This is a genomic window from Paraplanobispora takensis, from assembly GCF_016863195.1.
Lineage (GTDB): Bacteria > Actinomycetota > Actinomycetes > Streptosporangiales > Streptosporangiaceae > Planobispora > Planobispora takensis.
Genome location: NZ_BOOK01000055.1, coordinates 16,098 through 35,055 on the forward strand (window position 1 = coordinate 16,098; position 18,958 = coordinate 35,055).

Genomic DNA, 18,958 nt, shown 5'->3' on the forward strand with positions numbered 1-18,958 from the left:
CGCGGTCCCGGACGGAAGCCCCCGGGGCGTGTCTCGTGGATCTTCCCCTAGTCGAGGGCGAAGGCCACCGCGGCGTCGGGGTCGTCGTCGTGTCCCTCGGCGAAGGCGGCGTCGTAGGTCCCGTCGCCGACGAGCTGCCGGGCGGTGCGCTCGGCCACGGTCCGCGGCTCCGACATGCTCTCCGTGCCGAACCCCCGCAGCCCGAACGTGGTCCACAGCCGCATGCCCGACCCCTGCAGCCGCGCCGTACGGTATCCGTCGCCCCGGACCGCGGCGATCACCGCCAGCTGCTCCAGGGCCAGCGCCACCCCGGTGGTGTCGCGCAGCCGCCACTTGGCCTCCAGCGACTGCCGGGCGGCGAACTCGGCCTCCTCAGCCCGGCCCAGGCCGAGCTGGGCGATGGAGAGCACGTAGTCGCCGTAGGCGCGGGCCCAGCGCTCGCCGCGGCCGTCGCACAGACGCTGGGTCTCCTCCAGCACGTCGATGGCCTTGGCGAAGTCACCCTGCCAGACGGCGGCCATGGCCGCGGTGACCAGGGCGAGGGGCTCGCTGACGGTCATGATCTGTGCCCTCCGGAAGTATTCGCGAACGAGTTCGATGCTGGGGGCGACCTCTTCGAGCTCTCCCACGCACAGGGCCCGGGTCGCCAGGCGGAGCTGGGCGTGGCCGGCCGCCGCGTAGTCGCCCCAGTCCAGGGCGGCCGCCAGCGCCATCTCGGCCCGGTGGCGGCCGGACTCCATGTCGCCCTGGGCCATCGCCACGCAGCCGTCGGCCCACAGGAGCTTGGGCAGGCCGGGGTCGGTGATCGGCGCGACGTCGATCGCCCGCTTCATGTAGTAGCGGCCCTCGTGCATGCGGCCCAGGCAGAACCAGAGGATCCACAGCGTCCCGGCCAGCTCGATGGACATCGGGCTGGAGGGCACGTCGGAGTCGAGGGCGAGGCGGAGATTGGTGATGGAGAAGTTCAGGCGCCGGGCCCAGCTCTCCTGGTCGGGGCCGTACCAGTTGCGGTCGGCGCGGCGGGCGAGGTCGAGATAGTAGTAGCGGTGCCGCAGGGCCAGCCGCTCCTCGTCGTGGAGCCCGACGAGCTGCTCCCTGCCGTACTCCCTGATCGTGTCGAGCTGCCGGTAGCCGCCGGGCACCCGGATCAGCAGGGACCGCTCCACGAGGGCGGACAGCAGGCCGGGGACGTCCGGCAGGTGTTCGTCGCCGCAGACCCAGACGGCCGCCTCGGCGTCGAAGTTCCCGGCGAAGACCGACAGGCGCGCCCAGAGCAGGCGCTCGTCGGGGGTGCACAGCTCGCAGGCCCAGGCGATCGCCGCGCGCAGCGTCTGCCGGTGGGAGATCAGCGCCCGGTTGGCCGACAGCGCGGTGAACCGGCTCTCCAGCCGCTCGGCGAACGCCTCCGTCCGCATCGTCGTGACCTGCCCGGCCGCCAGCTCGATGGCCAGGGGGATGCCGTCCAGGCGGCGGCAGATCCGGGCGGCGGCCTCCAGAGCCGTCCCGTCCGGGGGCGGATCGGAGGTCGTGGACCGGGCCCGGTCGAGGAAGAGCCGCAGCGCGTCGTTCTCCCCCGGTGCCGCGTCGCCGGGCCGGGGCACCGGGAAGGGCTCGACGCGCAGGACCGCCTCCTCGGCCAGGCCGAGAGGCTGACGGGAGGTGGCGACGATCCGCACGCCGGGCGCCCCCGCCAGGATCGCCGTCACCAGCTCCCGGCAGGCGGGCAGGAGGTTCTCGCAGGTGTCGAGCAGCAGCAGGAGCTTCTTGCCCGCGAGGAACTCCACGAGCACCTCGGACTGGGGACGGGGCGACTCCTCACGGAGCCCGAGGACGGCCGCGACCGTGTGGGCCAGCAGGTCGCCGTTGCGCTCGCCCGACAGCTCGACCAGCCAGGCGCCGTCCAGATGGAAGTCGCGGCATTCCTCGGCCGCCTTGACGGCGATCCGCGACTTTCCCACGCCTTCGGCGCCGACGACCGTGACCAGCGGCGTGTCGGCGAGAGTCTTGATCAGCTTCCGGATCTCGGCCTCCCGGCCGATGAAACTGCTCGTCTCCGCGGGGAGGTTCCCACGCCACCATGGGTTGGACATAGTTTCGTGCTCCTTCCACTGAAAGACATAACACCTGGTGAGGATTACGAACTCAGCGTGATGGGATTTGCGGGTGTGGATTCTTCCTCCCGAGGAGAAATCTCCCTGCTCACCAGGGGCGAAGTTCCTCCTAGAACGCGGGAACGTCCGAATCCTCCCCGTTACCCCGGTGGCGCGGCTGAACTGGGGATTCATAAAGAAAATGCCGTAATGGATCGCCACCGGAGAACGTTCCCGGACCCGTTGGTCTCCGTCTCCGGACGCTCTCTCCGCATCGCGGGAGATCTCCTTCCGAAGATCGGAAAAAGGTTTGCGGAACCCCGCCGGGGGAACGGCTACTAGACTCTGCCTGTCCGAGCCGTGGCCACCGCGCCACGGTTTTCTGCGAGCTGGACGGAAACGCATGTCTGGGTATGACCGCGTAGTGCAACCCGCGGCCGGCGACGAGGCCCTGGAGAACCACCTCGGTGGCGACGAGGCCAAGAACTACCGGCAGTACGAGTTCGACATGGTCGCCCCGCACGTGGGCCGCTCCCTGCTGGAGATCGGCTCCGGCCTGGGACACTTCGCCGAGCAGTTCCTGCCCCGGCTGGACCGGCTGGTGGTCAGCGACTTCGACCCCTACTGCGTGGAGCAGCTGCAGAAGCGCTTCGCCTCCCACGACGACGTCGACGTCCTGCAGTTCGGACTGCCGACCGAGATCCCCATCGGGGAGAAGGTCGACACCGTCGTCATGATGAACGTCCTGGAGCACATCGAGGAGGACGTCGAGGCCCTGCGCTCTCTCGCCGCGGTCACCGCGCCCGGCGGGCGCATCGTCATCTGGGTCCCCGGCTACATGCAGCTCTACGGGGACTTCGACCGCAAGGTCGGCCACGTCACCCGCTACACCCCGGCCACGCTGCGCAGCACGGTCTCCAAGGCCGGGCTCGACATCGACGTGCTCAAGCCGATCAACTTCCTCGGCGGCATCGCCTGGTGGGCCGCCGTGCGCCGCGGCGGCGTCGGCTACCCCGACCCCCGCCTCGTCAAGATCTACGACCGCACGGTCGTGCCGGCCACCCGCTTCATCGAGCGGTTCATCCGGCCCCCCTTCGGCCAGACGGTCTTCTGCGTCGCCCGCGTCCCGCGCTGACCCGCGCCCCGCGCGCCGTACCCACTCTCACGAAACTCCCAGGGTTCTCCTCCGGCGGTCCAAGCACCGGACGGTTGCATGATCGTCACCTCCCGCCGGGAGGGCACCCTCGAAGGAGAATCATGAAGAGACGACTGGCACTCGGCGCCGCGGCCATTACGGCGTCGATCATGCTGACCGGCTCCAGCGCCTGGGCCACCGGCACCGCCGACACCGCCGCCCCCGTGCCGGCCGGGGTCACCGCGATCGCCGACCAGCTGCTGAAGGCCGACTCCACGCTGCGCGGGCCCGGCCTGCGCAGCCACTACAACCTCTGGGTCGTCGGGATCCACGGCCAGGCCACGGTCCGCGACAAGAACCAGGTGTTCATCAACTACACCTGGCAGCGCGGCGTCATCACCGCCAAGGCCGACGGCCGGCTGACGGTCAAGAGCAAGGACGGGCTCTACCGCAACTGGAACCTCGACCCGACCACCCGGATCCGCAGGCTCGGCGCGCGCGCCGACCTGTCCAAGCTGGTCGTCGGTGACGGGGTCTTCGTGATCGGCGTCCCGACCTCCACCGACCCGACCGCCGCGGCGGTGTTCGTGCCGCGCAACCGCGCCGTCCTGGACCAGCCGGCCACCCCGGCGCCCTCGGGGAGCTGAGCCCCCGGCCGGCCTCGGGGAGATGATCGGGGGCGGTGAGGGCCCGCCGGATGCGCCGGGCCCTCACCGTTCCGCCCGGTGAAGCCGACGAACCCGATAGCCCGATAGCCCGATAGCCCGATAAAGATAGACATGGCCCCATGGGGCTGGATAGGCGAAGATTTCCCCCCATGAGTGAGCCGGCCATCCTTGTCGTCGAGGACGACCCCAACATCCGCGACATCGTCGAGGTCGCCCTGCGCTTCCACGGGTTCCGGGTACGGGGCGTGACCACCGGCGGGGAGGCCCTGGACGAGGTGCACCGCGATCCGCCCGCTCTGGTCGTGCTGGATGTGATGCTGCCCGACATCGACGGGTTCGAGGTGTGCCGCAGGATCCGCGCGCGGGACCCGCACACCCCGGTGATCTTCCTGACCGCCAGGGACGCCACCTCGGACACCGTGCACGGGCTCGCCCTCGGCGGCGACGACTACGTCGCCAAGCCCTTCTCCGTCGAGGCGCTCGTCGCCCGCATCCGCGCGGTCCTGCGCCGCGCCGCCGCACCCGCCGCCCAGGGGCCCGCCGACGCCGTGCTGCGGGTGGCGGACCTGGAGCTCGACGAGTCGCGCTGGGAGGTACGGCGGGCCGGGGTCACGGTCGACCTGTCCCCCACGGAGTTCCGGTTGCTCGCCTTCCTGATGGAGAACCCGGACCGGGTGCTGACCAAGCGCCAGCTGCTGGAGCGCGTGTGGGGCTACGGAGGACCCTCCCAGGTGGTCGAGACCTACATCTCCTACCTGCGCCGCAAGCTCGACCCGCTCGGCCCGCCGCTGATCCACACCCAGCGCGGGATCGGATACACGCTGCGCCGCTCCCAGGACACCTGATGTCCCTGCGCACCCGCCTGCTCACGGGCCTGCTGGCGGTGAGCACGGTCCTGCTGCTCACACTCTCCGGCGTGAGCGTGCTCGTCCTGCACGGGCACCTGCTGGAGCGGGTCGACGGGCAGCTCCGGGCGGCCACCGCGACGGCCGCCAAGAAGGTCGTGTCCCCGCCCGGCGGGACGCTCTCCCAGACGCTGGCCGGCTCCACCTACGCGGTCGCCGTACTGAACCTCGCCACCGGGAACGCCAGGCTCGTCAACGGGGACGCTCCCGAGGCCGGCGTCGTGCCGCACCTGGTGGAGAGGCTGGGCCGCGACCTGCTGAAGACCTACGCGGCGGCGAACGAGCGTTTCGACCTCGATCCGGCGGGCGAGTACCGCCTGATCGCACGGGCGGCCGAGGCCCGGCAGGGCAACCGGCTGGTGATCGTGGCCGTCCCCCTGGAGTCGGTCGACGCGCCGATCCGCCGGCTCGTCGTCACCGAGTTGCTCACCGGCGGCGCGCTCATCCTGCTGCTCGCCCTCGCCGGCCGCACGCTGATCACCCGGGGCCTGGCCCCGCTGGGGCGGATAGCCGGCTCGGCCTACAGCATGGCCAGGGACGGCGACCTGTCGGTCCGCATGCCCGAGGGCCCCTCGGAGGTCGGGCGGCTCGGCGCGGCGGTCAACCTGCTGCTCGAACGGATCGCGGGCGCCCTGCGGGATCGCTGGGCCTCGGAGGAGCGGGTCCGCCGCTTCGCCGCGGACGCCTCGCACGAACTGCGGACCCCCCTGTCGACGATCCGGGGATACGCCGAGCTCTACCGGACCGGCGCGCTGAGCGCCGCGGACCTGTCCAGGGTCATGGGCAGGATCGAGGACGAGGCGACCCGGATGGGCGAGCTCGTCAGCCAGATGCTGGAGCTGGCCCGGCTGGACCAGATCGCGGCCCTGCAGCCGGCCGAGACCGACCTGGCCGCGGTCGCGCGCGACGTGATCGCGGACTGCACGGCGATCGACCCGGACGCGCTGATCTCCGCCGACGTGCCCGAGTCCCTGCCCGCCGTCGTGGACGAGGCGCGGATCCGCCAGGTCCTGGTCAACCTCCTGGCCAACGTGCGGGCGCACACGCCCAAGGGGACCGCCGCCACCGTCCGGCTCGTCGGCTCCTCCGACGGCGGCGTGCTCATCGAGGTCGGCGACGACGGGCCGGGCATGTCCCGTGAGCAGGCGGCCAGGGCCTTCGACCGGTTCCACCGGGGTGAGGAACGGCTGCCCGACGGCGCCGGCCTCGGGTTGTCGATCGTCAAGGCCATCACCGACGCGCACGGCGGGAGCTGCTGGATCACCTCGGCTCCGGGCTCGGGCACCTGCGTGCATGTGGCGCTTCCCGCGCGCCCGCACCTTCTCGGGATCCCTACCCGGGGGTAGCGTCGGAGCCATCCGCGCCCGAGGAGGTCACGATGACCGAGTACGCCAAGGCACGCGAGGTGACCGAGCAGGCCCGAGAGAAGGAGTGGGTCCGGCCCAGCTTCGGCAAGCAGCTCTTTCTCGGCGACTTCCGCCTCGATCTGGTCCATCCCGCTCCCGCCCCGCCGCCCGAGAAGGCCAAGAAGGGCGAGGAGTTCCTGCGCGCCCTGCGCCGCTTCCTCGACACCGCGGTGGACCCGGCGCTGATCGAGCGGACCGCGCAGATCCCCGACCAGGTCGTCAAGGGGCTCGCGGGGCTCGGCGCGTTCGGGATCACCATCGACGAGGAGTACGGCGGGCTGGGCCTCAGCCACCTGCACTACGGCCGCGCGCTGCTGCTCGCCGGCTCCTACTCCCCCGCGATCAGCACCCTGCTGTCGGCGCACCAGTCGATCGGGGTGCCGCAGCCGCTGAAGCTGTTCGGCACCGAGGAGCAGAAACGCGCCTTCCTGCCCCGGTGCGCCAAGGGCGAGATCTCGGCCTTCCTGCTGACCGAGCCCGACGTCGGCTCCGACCCGGCCAGGCTGGGGACCACGGCCACGCGCGACGGCGACGACTACGTCCTCGACGGCGTGAAGCTCTGGACGACCAACGGGGTGGTGGCGGGCCTGCTGGTGGTGATGGCCCGCACGGAGCGCGGCATCTCCGCCTTCGTCGTCGAGGCGGGCAGCCCCGGCGTCACCGTCGAGCGGCGCAACGCGTTCATGGGACTGCGCGGCATCGAGAACGGCGTGACGAGGTTCCACCGGGTCCGCGTCCCGGCCGCCAACCTCATCGGCCGCGAGGGCCAGGGCCTGAAGATCGCCCTGACGACCCTGAACACCGGCCGGCTGTCCCTGCCCGCCACCTGCGCGGGCAACGCCAAGTGGGCGGTGAAGATCGCTCGCGAGTGGGCCACGGAGCGCGTGCAGTGGGGGAGCCCGATCGGCGGGCACGAGGCGGTGGCACGGAAGATCGCGTTCATCTCCGGCACCGCCTACGCGCTGGAGGCGGTGATGGACCTGTCCTGCCGTCTGGCCGACGACGAGAGCAACGACATCAGGATCGAGGCCGCCCTGGCCAAGCTGTACGCCTCGGAGATGGCCTGGAGGGTCGCCGACGAGCTGGTGCAGATCCGCGGCGGGCGCGGCTACGAGACCGCCGAGTCGCTGGCCGCCCGGGGCGAGCGGGGGGTGCCCGCCGAGCAGATCCTCCGGGACGTGCGGATCAACCGGATCTTCGAGGGCTCCACCGAGATCATGCAGCTGCTCATCGCCCGCGAGGCGGTGGACACGCACCTGTCGGTGGCCGGGCGGCTCATCGACCCCGCGGCCTCCGGCCGCGACAAGGCCCGCGCGGCCGCCCGCGCCGGCGGCTTCTACGCCCGCTGGCTGCCCACGCTGGTCGCGGGCTCCGGCAACCGGCCCGGCGCCTACGGTGACTTCGGCCCCCTGGCCGGTCACCTGCGCTACGTCGAGCGCGCCGGCCGCAGGCTCGCCCGCTCCACGTTCTACGGCATGTCCCGCTGGCAGGGGCGGCTGGAGCACAAGCAGGGCTTCCTGGGCAGGATCGTGGACATCGGGGCCGAGCTGTTCGCGATCACCGCGACGTGCGTGCGCGCCCAGGAGGAGGCCGCCGAGCTGGGGTGCAAGCCCGCCGAGGTCGCCGACGTCTTCTGCCGCCAGGCGCGGCTGCGGGCCGAGGCGCTGTTCCGCCGGCTGTGGACCAACACCGACGCGCGCGACGTACGGCTGGCGCGTTATCTCCTGCAGGGCCGCTACGCCTTCCTGGAGGAGGGCATCCTCGACGCCTCGATCGAGGGGCCGTGGATCGCCGTCACCGGCTCCGGTCCCTCGGAGACCGAGAACGTGCACCGTCCGATCCGGTGACCCGCGGAACGTGTGGGTACGGCCTGCGCCCCGCCGTACCCACACCCTCGCGTGCGCCGCGGCCGGGGAGATCGGCCCCCGGTTAAATGCCTTGCACGGCCCGGCGGCGGCCGCATAGTGTCGACGGCATGTGGATTAACTCCTAGAGCAGGCGTCGATCGGCCACGCCGATCCGCCCGCACTCAGCTCTCCGGCCCGTACCTCCGACGCGGCAGCTGAGTTCTCAGGCCCGGCCCCTCGCGGCGCCGCGTCGTCCACAGATCTTCGAGGAGTCCATATGCGAACCCGCTCAGTTAAGAAGCGTTCCGGGAAGAACAAGCCCGCGAAGACCTCCACCTCGCTTCCCGAGTGGAGCATGCCACCAGTGCCCCGGCAGATGCCCAAGCCGCACATGCCGATGAGGCCGACCCAGCAGCCGCGCCGGATCCCCGGCAAGGGCGGCCGCTGAAGAAGCCGGACCCCGCGGTCCCGCCCACTACGGGACCGCGGGGTCCGGCTTTCCCACGTGACGGACGCGGGCGTCCGCCCTCTCAGTCGACGGACGCGGGCGTCCGCCCTCTCAGTCGACGGACGCGGGCGTCCGTCCTCTTCGGGTGACGGGCGGCGCCGGGAGCCCGCCAGCCCCGGCGCCGCTCGGCTTCGAACCGCTCAGAGCCGCTCGATGACGGTGACGTTGGCCTGGCCGCCGCCCTCGCACATCGTCTGCAGGCCGTAGCGGCCGCCGGTGCGCTCCAGCTCGTGCAGGAGCTTGGTCATCAGGATCGCGCCGGTGCCGCCCAGCGGGTGGCCCAGGGCGATCGCGCCGCCGTTCGGGTTGACCTTCGCCGGGTCGGCGCCGATCTCCTTGATCCACGCCAGCGGGACCGGGGCGAACGCCTCGTTGATCTCGGTGACGTCGATGTCCTCGATCGACAGGCCGGACCTCTTCAGCGCCTTCTGGGTCGCCGGGATCGGCGCGGTCAGCATGTAGACCGGGTCGTCGCCGGTCAGGGCCAGGGTGACGATGCGGGCGCGCGGGGTCAGGCCGTGGTCGCGCACAGCCTGCTCGGAGGCGATCAGGACCGCGCCCGAGCCGTCGGAGATCTGCGAGGAGGTGGCGGCGGTGATCCGTCCGCCCTCGCGCAGGGTCTTCAGCTCGGCCATCTTCTCCAGCGTGCTGTCCGGACGCGGGCCCTCGTCGTCCTCGACGCCGTTGACCGGGGCGATCTGGTCCTTGAAGTAGCCGTTGGCCACGGCCTTGGCCGCCCGCTGGTGGCTCTCGTAGGCGAAGCGCTCCAGCTCCTCGCGCGGCAGGTCCCACTTCTCGCACATCAGCTCGGCGCCGCGGAACTGGGAGATCTCCTGCTTGCCGTACCGCTCGACCCATCCCTCGCCGAACGGGAAGGGCATGCCCTTCTCCAGCGCGGCGGTGATGCTCGACCCCATGGGGACGATGCTCATGGACTCCACGCCCGCGGCCACCACGAGGTCCTGGGTGCCGGACATGACGCCCTGGGCCGCGAAGTGGATCGACTGCTGGGAGGAGCCGCACTGACGGTCGATGGTCACGCCGGCCACGCTCTCGGGGAGCCCGGCCGACAGCCACGCGTTGCGGGCGATGTCCATGCTCTGCGGGCCGAACTGCATGACGCAGCCCATGATCACGTCTTCCACCGCGGAGGGGTCGACGCCCGTGCGCTCGATCAGGGCCTTGAGCGTGTGCGCGGCCAGATCCGTGGGGTGGACGGTGGACAGGCCGCCCTTCTTCTTGCCGACCGGGGTACGGACCGCCCCGACGATGTACGCCTCTGCCACAGTGCCTCCTGGGTCCCGTCCCTATGAAACCGAGCAATGTTCGGTCAGTAGGAGGTTACAACAGAACATCCGTCCACGCCCTCCCCGGAACGGTGGATTGTGATGCCCGCAACAGCCGCGCGAGCGGCCCTCACGCCCCCGCCCGCCCTACGAGAGCGGTGTCCGGTCAGACGGCGAAGAGCAGGGCGGCGCCGGCCAGCATGGTCACGGCGGTGGCGAAGTGGATGCCGAACGCGACCGCCTTGGTGCCGCCGTTGCGCAGCACGATCAGAGTGTCGCCGAACGGGAGCAGGGCGGCGACGAGCAGGAACCAGGCCTCGGCCTGGGCGCCGACGAAGGCCAGCAGGGCCAGGCCGACCAGGCCGTAGGTGCCGTCGCGCAGGCCCTTGATCGTCAGATACGCGCGATCCGTCTCGGCGGGGACGCCGTAGCCCGCGGCGGCGGCGTACGGCGCGCGCAGGAAATTGGCCCCGATGACCAGGCACAGCAGGTTGATGGCGAGGGCGAGACCGTAGGCGAGGGTGGTGAGCATGTGCGTCTCCGCGTTGCTAGCAGTGCTAGGGACAAGAACGAAGCTAGCAGAGCGCAGATATTTACGCTAGCGGTGCTAGATTTCAAAGCATGTCGATCCAGGAGCGCAGGGAACGCGAACGCGCACAGCGGGAGAAGATGATCATCACGGCGGCCCGGGAGCTGGCCGAGGCCGAGGGCTGGGAGGCGGTGACCACGCGGCGGCTGGCCGAGCGGGTCGAGTACAGTCAGCCGGTCCTCTACAGCCACTTCAAGGGCAAGGACGCGATCATGACGGCCGTCGCGTTGGAGGGCTTCGCCGACCTGGCCGCCGAGCTGCGCGCGGCCCGGACCGCGGCGCCGGACGCCGCCCGCGCCCTCGCCCGGATCAGTGCCGCCTACGTGGCGTTCGCCGAGCGGCGACCGGCCCTCTACGACGCCATGTTCAGCCAGAAGGTGGACCTGCCCTTCGCCGCACCCGAGGCTCCGGCCGCCCTGCACGCGGGGTTCGACGAACTCGCCCAGGCCGTCGGCCCGCACGCGGACGGCGCGGACCCGGGTCTGCTGACCGAGGCCTTCTGGGCCGCTCTGCACGGCCTGGTGACGCTGACGCGCGGCGGCCGGCTCCCGCGCGGGCAGCACGACCGCAGGCTCGCGCTCCTGCTCGCGTGCTTCACCCGCGAACCCGCGGACTCCGGTCACCCGCTTTGACGCCTCCGCGCCCGGCGGAGAAGCGGACGGTTCCCGCCCGGCGCCGCCGGGCGGGAACCGCGGGCCTCGTCAGCGCACGTAGACCTTGGGCTGCGACGGGGTGGCCATGCCGTCGCCGATGAAGAACGACGGGTGCGGCGGCTGGTTGTAGGCGGTGTTCTGCCAGGCGATCGCGACCCGGTACTGCGGGTCGTGCATCAGGGTGTGGATGCGACGGGTCGTCTGGTGGGGCGTGCTGTAGACGCGCAGGGCGGTGTTGTCGCCCGTGGGCCAGACGACCTCCTCGCGCCAGTCGCCGAACAGGTCGCCCGAGAGCGACGGGGTGGACTTGGTGCCGTTGTTGGAGTGCACGCCGGAGGCGGTCAGCAGCCGGGTCTCCCCGCCGGTGCCGTACTTGTCGACGCGCGTGGCGTCCACCAGCTCGCGCACCGGGTCGGCGTCCCACCAGGCCAGGAAGTTGATCGAGGAGGGCTCCCGGCCCAGGGACGCGCCGGTGGTGCTGCGCAGCGTGGTGTCCATCGCCGACCACGACTCCGCCCCCGGGCTCCCGGCCCAGATGTCGGCCGAGACGCCGCGGCCGTTGTCGCCGCCGGAGGCGGTGGACCACAGCACCTGGCCGGTGCGGGCGCTGGCGAACCACGATCCCGGCTTGGAGGAGTCCTCGCTCACCTTGAAGTACTCCAGGCCGGCCCGGGACGGGTCCAGGTCGCCCAGGTGCGCCGCGTCACCGTGGCCGTGGCGGGTGTTCCACAGCGGCGAGCCGTTGTCGTCGACGGCGGCGGCGCCGAAGACGATCTCGTCCCTGCCGTCGGCGTCCACGTCGCCGATCGTCAGGGCGTGGTTGCCCTGCCCGGCGTAGGTCGTGCTGCCGTTGGAGTCGAAGGTCCAGCGCTTGGTCAGGGTGCCGTTGCGGAAGTCCCAGGCGGCGATCACCGCGCGGGTGTAGTAGCCGCGCGACATGATCAGCGAGGGGCGCTGCCCGTCCAGGTAGGCCGTGCCGGCCAGGAAGCGGTCCACCCGGTTGCCGTAGGAGTCGCCCCAGGAGGAGACGGTCCCGCGCGGCGGGTCGTAGTTCACCGTGGACATCGCCGCGCCGGTCTGGCCGTTGAACATGGTCAGGTACTCCGGCCCGGCCAGGACGTAGCCGGAGGAGTTGCGGTGGTCGGCGGAGGAGGAGCCGATCACCGTGCCGCGGCCGTCGCGGGTGCCGTCGGCGGTCTTCATCGCCACCTCGGCCTTCCCGTCGCCGTCGTAGTCGTAGACCTGGAACTGGGTGTAGTGCGCCCCGGCCCGGATGTTGCGGCCCAGGTCGACGCGCCACATCCGGGTGCCGTCGAGCCTGTAGGCGTCGACGTAGACGTTGCCGGTGTAACCGGACTGGGAGTTGTCCTTGGCGTTGGACGGGTCCCACTTCAGCACGAACTCGTACTGCCCGTCGCCGTCCAGGTCGCCGACGCTCGCGTCGTTGGCGGCGTAGGTGTAGGCGACCCCGTCCGGGGTGGTGCCGCCGGACGGCGGCTGGATCGGCACGTCCAGATAGCCGTTGCCGAACCGCAGCGACGGGGCGGAGGCGGCCTGCTCGGCACCGCCCGCGACGGCCCGCACCGTGTAGGAGGCGTCGGCGGCGGCTCCCGCGTCCAGGTGGTTGGTGGAGCCGGTGATCGGCGTGGCGTTGACCTTCGTGGCACCGCGGTAGAGGTTGAAGCCGGTCGAGGCGGACTCCGTGCCCAGCAGCCGCCACGAGACCAGGTTGCCGCTGCCGGAGCGCACGCTGATCAGGCCGCGGTCCAGGTCCTCGACCTGCTTGGCGCCGGCCGGGATCGTCGTCGGCGTCACCGTCGGGGTCGCCGTGGGAGTCACCGTCGGGGTCGCGGTCGGGGTCGCGGTGGGAGTGACGGTCGGGGTCGCGGTCGGGGTCGCGGTCGGGGTGGCCGTCCCGGTGCAGGTGACGCCGTTGAGGGCGAAGGAGGCGGGGACGGGGTTGGCCGAACCCTCCCACGAGCCGTTGAACCCGAACGCCACCGTGGCCCCGGTGGCGATGGCCGCGTTGTAGCCGGCGTCCTCGGCGCTCACCTGCGCGCCGCTCTGGCCCACCGTCGCGCTCCACGCCTGGGTGACCTTCTGTCCCCCGGTGAAGCTCCAGGTGAGCGTCCAGCCGTCGACGGGGTCGCCCAGGTTGGTGATCCTGACGTCCGCGGTGAATCCGCCCTGCCACTGGGCGGACACCGCGTAGCCCACCCGGCAACCGGCGGCCGCCTGGGCGGTGGCCTGCCCGGCTCCGGCCGCTCCCACCGCCGCGGCGACGACCGCGGCGACGGCGATCGCTCTGCGACGCCTGGTTCCCAAGGGATTGAAACGTTTCATTTCCGGTTCCGATCTCAGACGCCGGGGACGGGGACGGGAAAACGCCCAGACCGTAGGGCGGCGCCCGCGGGAGCGTCAACCGGGACCGCGTCCCGCCTCCGGTACCGGCGCCCATCTCGCCCGTGGCATCCCAGGTCAGAGCGCTGCATCGGCACCGAGGCGGCGGCGAGCGGCCGTGAAACTTACAACCCGGTGACCGTCCGGCGCAGGGCGGCCCCCGGATCGGGACGACCGCTCCGGGAGGGCGAACGCTTTAAAGCGGAAGCGCCGGAACGCGGTCTTCCAGCCGTTACGGCGGCCTCACGGGCGGTACGGCGGCGCCGGGCCGCGGCCTCACGGCCGGTGCAGCACGACGTAGCCGTCGCGCTCGAAGACCTTCCGGTATCCCTCGCGCAGGGCGCCCTCGACCCGTTCGCGCTGCTGGTCGTGGGAGGGGAAGGGATAGCTCCAGCGGTCCACGTCGGCCACGATCCACGGCGAGCCGTACGGCTGCATGCCCCACAGCAGCACCGTCGTCCGCGAGGTCAGCGCCGGGCCGACGCTGTTGACCGCCTCCACGATCACCCCGTCCGGGACCGTCTGCGCCGCCTGCCGGGCGGCCGCGACGTGCGGCTCGCCCTCGTAGAAGGACCACTCGACGAGGTTGCCCAGCTGGAAGCGGGGGATCAGCGTGATGCCGATCACGCAGACGGCGACCGCCCAGTTGCGGGCCGGGGACCAGCCGCGCAGCCGCTTGCCGAACCGCTTCGCCAGCAGCCTGCCGAGCCGGTCCACGCCGTCCACCGCCGCGCAGAACAGGATGGCCACGATGAAGGCGTTGTAGTGGTAGTCGGGTCCCCACCACTGCGTACGGTCGCCCAGGAACCGCTCGGCGATCATCGGGAGCGCCACCAGGGTGAGCGGCGAGAACAGCGCGGTCAGCAGCAGCGGCCACAGCAGGAAGGCGAGGGTGTCCACCTTGATCTCGGGGCTGACGAACTGCCACAGCGCGCCGAGCGGGTCGCGGGCCAGGCCCAGGGCGACCTCCCCCAGGGTCGCCCCCCACTGACCGTAGGCCCAGTGGAAGCCGCCCTCCCCCGAGCCCGCCATCGGCATCAGCACGTTGCGGATCATCACCAGAGCGCCGAGGGAGAACGAGACGAGCGCGGCCCCCTCCAGCCGCCGCCGGGTGCAGAACAGGTAGACGCCGAAGGCCGCGACGAGCAGGCCCATGTCCTCCTTGACCAGCAGCAGCGCGAGCGCGGCCAGGAACCCGGGCAGCTTCCTGCCGGCGTCGAAGCGCTCAATCATGATCGCGGTCAGCAGCGGGGCGAAGGCCGCCTCGTGGAAGTCGAACCCGGCGGTCTGCGCCACCGGCCACGACACCACGTAGGCCACCGCGACCAGGTGCGCGCAGGACGCGCCGAGACGGCGCTCGGCGAAGCGCCAGATCGGGATCGCGGCCAGCGCCAGCAGCACCGCCTGCGCGATGATCAGCGTCTCCGGTCCGTCGTGGATCCAGTACAGCGGGGCCAGCAGGACCACGATCGGCGAGAAGTGGTCGGCGAGCTGGACGAAGTCCATGCCGCGGCCGTAGAACATGCCGACCGAGGGCTCCACCGGGAGCCCGAAGCCCGCATAGCCGCGCACGGCCTGGTCGAAGATGACCAGGTCGAAGATGCTGGCCCGGAAGGTGCCCAGCTTGACCAGGCCGAGCACGGCGTAGGCGGTCGCGGCCACCGTGACGATCGCGCCCAGCACCAGGGCGTGCGGCCGCCGCCACCGGAACCGCGGAGCCCTCTCGTCCACCGGCTCGTCGGCGCCCTCGGCGGTCCCGGCCTGCCCGTCCTCCCCGTCCCGCCCGGGCCCGGCCCCGTCCTCGGCCTTCCCGGCCTCGGTCTTCCCGGCTTCCCCGGTCCCGGCCTCGGTCTCGGTCTCCTTGATCCCGGCGTCGGTCCCGGCCTCGGTCTCAGTCCCGGCTTCCGTCTTCCCGGCGCCGGACGCGGTACCCGCGCTCATGCCGGACGGGTGCTCGTCATCGTCGCGTAGGCGATGACGTTGTCGGTGTAGTGGCCGCTCGAGCGGTCGTAGATCCCGCCGCACGTGATCAGGTGGAGCTGCGGGGCGCGCGACTCGCCGTACACCCGCTGCGTCGGGAACACCGACTTGTCGGCCTGTTCCAGCCCTCCCACGGTGAACACCGCGATCGTCCCGTCCTTCCGGTGCACCTCGATGACATCGCCGTTGCGGATCTCGTCCAGGCGGCTGAACACCGCGCTGCCCGACCTGGTGTCCTTGTGGCCCAGCATGATCGCCGGCCCGGCCTCGCCCGCCGTGGGTCCCTCGCGGTACCAGCCGACGAGGTTGGGATCGCCGACCGGCGGCACCTCGATGGCCCCCTTCTTGTCGAGTCCGACCGACTTGATCGGCGCGTCGACGCCGAGCCGCGGGATGACCAGCCGCATCGGGGTCGAGGGCAGCATCGCCGGGGCCGCGGGAACCGTCGGCTGCGGCGGCGGCGCGGTCGGGGGCGCCTGGAAGTACGGCTGCCCGGGCGCGGCGGCGTTCTGCTGGGCCCGCGGCGGCAGCGCGGAGCGCTCGTCGGCCAGGCCGTACTGCTCGGGTGAGGCCGCCATGTAGAACACGCCGACCAGCACCGTGACCACCCCGGCGATCGCCGCCAGGATCAGCACCGAGCGCAGCGTCCTGCCGCTGTCGCCCGGGTCGTCGTAGGGCTGCTCATACCCGGGCTGCCGGTAGGCGGCGATCGGATAGCCGGGGACCGGCCGCGGGTGGCCCGGCGGCACGGCGCCCGGCCGGGGACGGCCCGGCGGGAAGGCCCCCGGCTGCGCACGGCCGGGCCGCGGGTGCCCGTACGGCTGCGCGGGCCCGGCGGGCCCACCGCCTCCCGCGGGAGGTCGCGGCCGCCGGTCGTCCGGGGTCGGCGTGGTCATCGTCTCGCCTCGATCAACCTCGGGCCGCCGTACGGCGCCGCAGCACCATGCCGCCGACCGCCGCGCCCGCCACCATCAGCGTCCCGCTCAGAATGATCACCCGGGCGTCCGGCCCCGCGTCCCCGCCTCCGCCGGTGGCGGCCCCTCCGCCGGGGGTCCGCTCGATCTGGCGCGTCCTGGTGCTGCTGGCCGTCACCGTCTCGTAGACGGTGATCGTCGGCTTCACCGACGCCCTGGTGTTCGTCGGGGTCGGAGTCGGCGTCCCGGTGTTCGTGCTCGTGTTCGTCGGGGTCGGCGTCCCGGTGTTCGTGTTCGCGGTCGAGGGCTTCACGGTGATCAGCAGCGCCGCCGCAGAGGCCTCGGCCGAGGCGGTCGTGGCCACGGTGCAGGTGAGCAGCTCGCCCTCCGTGCCCGCGGGGGCGCCGGCCGTCGGCGCCAGGTAGAGCGTGAACCCGTCGGGCTGGATCCCGATGACGCCGGTCGCGGTCGGGGTCATCGTGATCAGCACGTTGGGCGGCTGGATCGTGGATCCGGCCGCGATCGCCGAGGCGGTCCCCGTGGCCCCGACCGAACGCAGCTCCGAGGGGACGGGGCTGCCGGTGACCAGCACGTCGGCCTCGACGGCGATGCGCTCGCCGGAGGGGATCGCCGAGGCGGCGGTCATACCGGGTGAGGCCGAGGGGCCGATCTTCCAGGTCGCGACGATCGTCGAGCTGGGAGCCGGGTTGGCGGGACCGGTCAGGTCCATCTGGATCCGGTAGGCGGTCGTCGCGCCCGCGGAGGTGGCACAGTCATAGGTGACCGGCTTGGGCACCGCCACCAGAGAGGCGAGTGCCGGAACGGCCCCGAAAAGCACGCCTGCCCCCACCACCGCGATGGCCGCCGTCTTGGCCATGACGCGTCCTCGCGTCTTGGGCTTCAGCACGGTCTCTTCTCCATTTCGGTGCGATTGACCGGCCTGGGTCACTACCCACGATTCCAGCCGATGGTCACGGTCCGCCCTAGATCCTATGAAGCCCCGGTAATAAGCGGGAGCCTCTCGGCAAAACGGGCATAAATTCTCTCACGTCCCAGGACGACCGTTTCTCCGGGTGGGGGACGGCCCCTCAGCGGCCACGACTGCGCGCATGCGACCCGGCGGAGGGCTCCCACTTTCCCAAAAAAGCGGGCGATACCCGGTAGCCCCGCGAAAAGCGGGGAAGGGCTGGTCTCGGTCCCCTCGCCCGTCCTGCCAGCCCGCCCTGCCGAAACCACTGTGAGGACTCATGAGGTTCCTGGCCCGCCTGCACCAGATGCCGGCGCGGATCGCCGCCGGTTCGATCATTCTCAACTCCGGCCTGACCAAGGCGTCCGCGGACAAGGAGACCGCGGCCCAGCTCCACGGGATGGCCTCGGGCGCCTATCCCTTCCTGAAGGACATGGACCCGCAGGACTTCACCCGGCTGCTGTCGAGGGCCGAGATCGCCCTCGGCGCCGCCCTGATGATCCCCCTGGTGCCCTCCGCACTCGCGGGCGCCGCGCTCACCGCCTTCTCCGGCGGCCTGATGGGCCTGTACCTGAAGACCCCGGGCATGCGCGAGGAGGGCAGCCTGCGCCCCACCCACCAGGGCCTGGGCGTCGCCAAGGACGTCTGGCTGCTGGGCATCGGCACCGGCCTGGTGCTGGAGGAGCTCTCCCGCGACTGACCCCGACCGTCCCGGCCCCCGCCGCCGGCCGGGCGGGCGGGTCAGGCGCGGCGGGTGGCCGACAGGGTCGCGTAGACGATGATGTTGTCGGTGTAGTGGCGGGTCTTGGGGTTGTAGACGCCACCGCAGGTGATCAGGCGCAGGGTGGCCTCACCCGTGTTGCCGTAGACCCGCTTGGACGGGAACGCCGTCTTGCTCACCTGCTCGACCCCGTCGACGGTGAACTCCACGACGGCCCCGTCGGTGCGCGACACCTTGATCTTGTCTCCGCGCCTGATCTCGCGCAGGCGGCTGAAGACCCCCGCCTTACCGTTGGCGTTGACGTGGCCGAGGATGACCGAGGGACCCTGCTGGCCCGGGATGGGGCCGTGCCTGTACCAGCCCGCCAGCTGGGGCCTGCTCAGCGGAGGCGTCTGCACCCTGCCCTTGGCGTCGGTCCCGAGCGCCGTCAGCGTGGTCATCACGCCGATCTTCGGGATGGCCAGCTTCCTGGGGTTGGTGGCCTTGGCGGTCTTGAGCGGCGGCGGCGGCGTCACGACGGGCAGCGGGGGCGCCGCCGTGGGGGCGGCGGCGGTCAGCGGGACGTCCGGCCCGCCGGGCCCCACCTCGGCCGGCGGGACCACCGCGCTCACGTTCTGCGGCTGCCGGCCGGGGTCGACCGGCTGGACCTGCCCCGGCGCGTTCTCCTGCACGGCGGCCTGCGGGACCGGGGGTCCGTAGACCTCCTCGTCCGAGACAGGGCCGAGATAGGCCAGCAGCCCGGCCATCACCAGGGCCACCCCGCCGAGCGACCCGGCCACCAGCAACGCCGGCAGCATGAGGCTCCGCCTGGGCTTGGGCGGAGGCGTCTGCCCCTGGTAGGGGTCATGGCCGCCGTACGAAGGTCCTGGATGCATTCCTGAGGCTCCTG

The 18,958-nt window shown here is 71.9% G+C and carries 16 protein-coding genes; 8 read left to right on the top strand and 8 right to left on the bottom strand.

All coding sequences use genetic code 11. From position 1 onward, the window contains the following. Positions 1 to 47: 47 nt before the first annotated feature. Positions 48 to 2,090, bottom strand: coding sequence for an ATP-binding protein (locus tag Pta02_RS33245; RefSeq protein ID WP_203878963.1), 2,043 nt, complete (start codon positions 2,088 to 2,090; stop codon positions 48 to 50). Positions 2,091 to 2,514: 424 nt separating this feature from the next. On the opposite strand from Pta02_RS33245, the gene Pta02_RS33250 reads away from it, so the two are divergent. The 6 genes from Pta02_RS33250 (at position 2,515) to Pta02_RS33275 (ending at position 8,499) form a co-directional block, all read left to right on the top strand. Next, on the top strand, positions 2,515 to 3,225 hold the full coding sequence (locus tag Pta02_RS33250) for a class I SAM-dependent methyltransferase (RefSeq protein WP_239131426.1): 711 nt from the start codon (positions 2,515 to 2,517) through the stop codon (positions 3,223 to 3,225). Between the two features lie 122 nt (positions 3,226 to 3,347). Further along, the gene (locus Pta02_RS33255; protein WP_203878965.1) at positions 3,348 to 3,872 is read left to right on the top strand and encodes a hypothetical protein; all 525 of its coding nucleotides are present in this window, start codon (positions 3,348 to 3,350) and stop codon (positions 3,870 to 3,872) included. 170 nt (positions 3,873 to 4,042) lie between these two features. Then, positions 4,043 to 4,738, top strand: a complete 696-nt coding sequence (locus tag Pta02_RS33260; RefSeq protein ID WP_203878966.1) for a response regulator transcription factor — start codon at positions 4,043 to 4,045, stop codon at positions 4,736 to 4,738. Then, the gene (locus Pta02_RS33265) at positions 4,738 to 6,144 is read left to right on the top strand and encodes a sensor histidine kinase (protein WP_203878967.1); all 1,407 of its coding nucleotides are present in this window, start codon (positions 4,738 to 4,740) and stop codon (positions 6,142 to 6,144) included. Before Pta02_RS33260 ends, Pta02_RS33265 begins: the two co-directional genes overlap by 1 nt. A 32-nt stretch (positions 6,145 to 6,176) precedes the next feature. Then, a complete protein-coding gene (locus tag Pta02_RS33270) occupies positions 6,177 to 8,051 on the top strand; it encodes an acyl-CoA dehydrogenase family protein (protein WP_203878968.1) in 1,875 nt (624 codons plus the stop codon). Between the two features lie 277 nt (positions 8,052 to 8,328). Further along, positions 8,329 to 8,499 carry a hypothetical protein gene (locus Pta02_RS33275; RefSeq protein WP_203878969.1) on the top strand — a complete coding sequence of 57 codons (171 nt, stop codon included), beginning with the start codon at positions 8,329 to 8,331 and terminating at the stop codon, positions 8,497 to 8,499. 200 nt (positions 8,500 to 8,699) lie between these two features. Here the strand turns inward: Pta02_RS33275 and Pta02_RS33280 are convergent, their stop codons facing one another. Beyond that, positions 8,700 to 9,845, bottom strand: a complete 1,146-nt coding sequence (locus Pta02_RS33280; protein ID WP_203878970.1) for an acetyl-CoA C-acetyltransferase — start codon at positions 9,843 to 9,845, stop codon at positions 8,700 to 8,702. A gap of 166 nt (positions 9,846 to 10,011) precedes the next feature. Next, entirely contained in the window at positions 10,012 to 10,377 is a 366-nt protein-coding gene (locus tag Pta02_RS33285; RefSeq protein WP_203878971.1) for a DUF4267 domain-containing protein, read from the bottom strand. 89 nt (positions 10,378 to 10,466) lie between these two features. Between Pta02_RS33285 and Pta02_RS33290 the strand changes: the two genes are divergently transcribed. Then, positions 10,467 to 11,066 (top strand): TetR/AcrR family transcriptional regulator, encoded by a 600-nt coding sequence (locus Pta02_RS33290; protein ID WP_203878972.1) that lies wholly within the window; start codon positions 10,467 to 10,469, stop codon positions 11,064 to 11,066. A gap of 69 nt (positions 11,067 to 11,135) precedes the next feature. Here Pta02_RS33290 and Pta02_RS33295 read toward each other — a convergent pair whose 3' ends face one another. From Pta02_RS33295 to Pta02_RS33310, 4 genes are all read right to left on the bottom strand, one after another. After that, positions 11,136 to 13,412 carry a rhamnogalacturonan lyase family protein gene (locus Pta02_RS33295; RefSeq protein ID WP_373872429.1) on the bottom strand — a complete coding sequence of 759 codons (2,277 nt, stop codon included), beginning with the start codon at positions 13,410 to 13,412 and terminating at the stop codon, positions 11,136 to 11,138. 351 nt (positions 13,413 to 13,763) lie between these two features. After that, complete coding sequence (locus Pta02_RS33300; RefSeq protein WP_203878974.1) at positions 13,764 to 15,428, bottom strand: DUF2079 domain-containing protein; 1,665 nt, start codon at positions 15,426 to 15,428, stop codon at positions 13,764 to 13,766. After that, complete coding sequence (locus tag Pta02_RS33305) at positions 15,425 to 16,363, bottom strand: class F sortase (protein ID WP_203878975.1); 939 nt, start codon at positions 16,361 to 16,363, stop codon at positions 15,425 to 15,427. Before Pta02_RS33305 ends, Pta02_RS33300 begins: the two co-directional genes overlap by 4 nt. Before the next feature lie 13 nt (positions 16,364 to 16,376). Continuing rightward, positions 16,377 to 17,288, bottom strand: a complete 912-nt coding sequence (locus Pta02_RS33310; RefSeq protein WP_203878976.1) for a hypothetical protein — start codon at positions 17,286 to 17,288, stop codon at positions 16,377 to 16,379. 340 nt (positions 17,289 to 17,628) lie between these two features. Between Pta02_RS33310 and Pta02_RS33315 the strand changes: the two genes are divergently transcribed. Further along, complete coding sequence (locus Pta02_RS33315) at positions 17,629 to 18,048, top strand: hypothetical protein (protein ID WP_203878977.1); 420 nt, start codon at positions 17,629 to 17,631, stop codon at positions 18,046 to 18,048. Between the two features lie 41 nt (positions 18,049 to 18,089). Here the strand turns inward: Pta02_RS33315 and Pta02_RS33320 are convergent, their stop codons facing one another. Then, positions 18,090 to 18,944, bottom strand: a complete 855-nt coding sequence (locus Pta02_RS33320; protein WP_203878978.1) for a class F sortase — start codon at positions 18,942 to 18,944, stop codon at positions 18,090 to 18,092. Positions 18,945 to 18,958 lie beyond the last annotated feature (14 nt).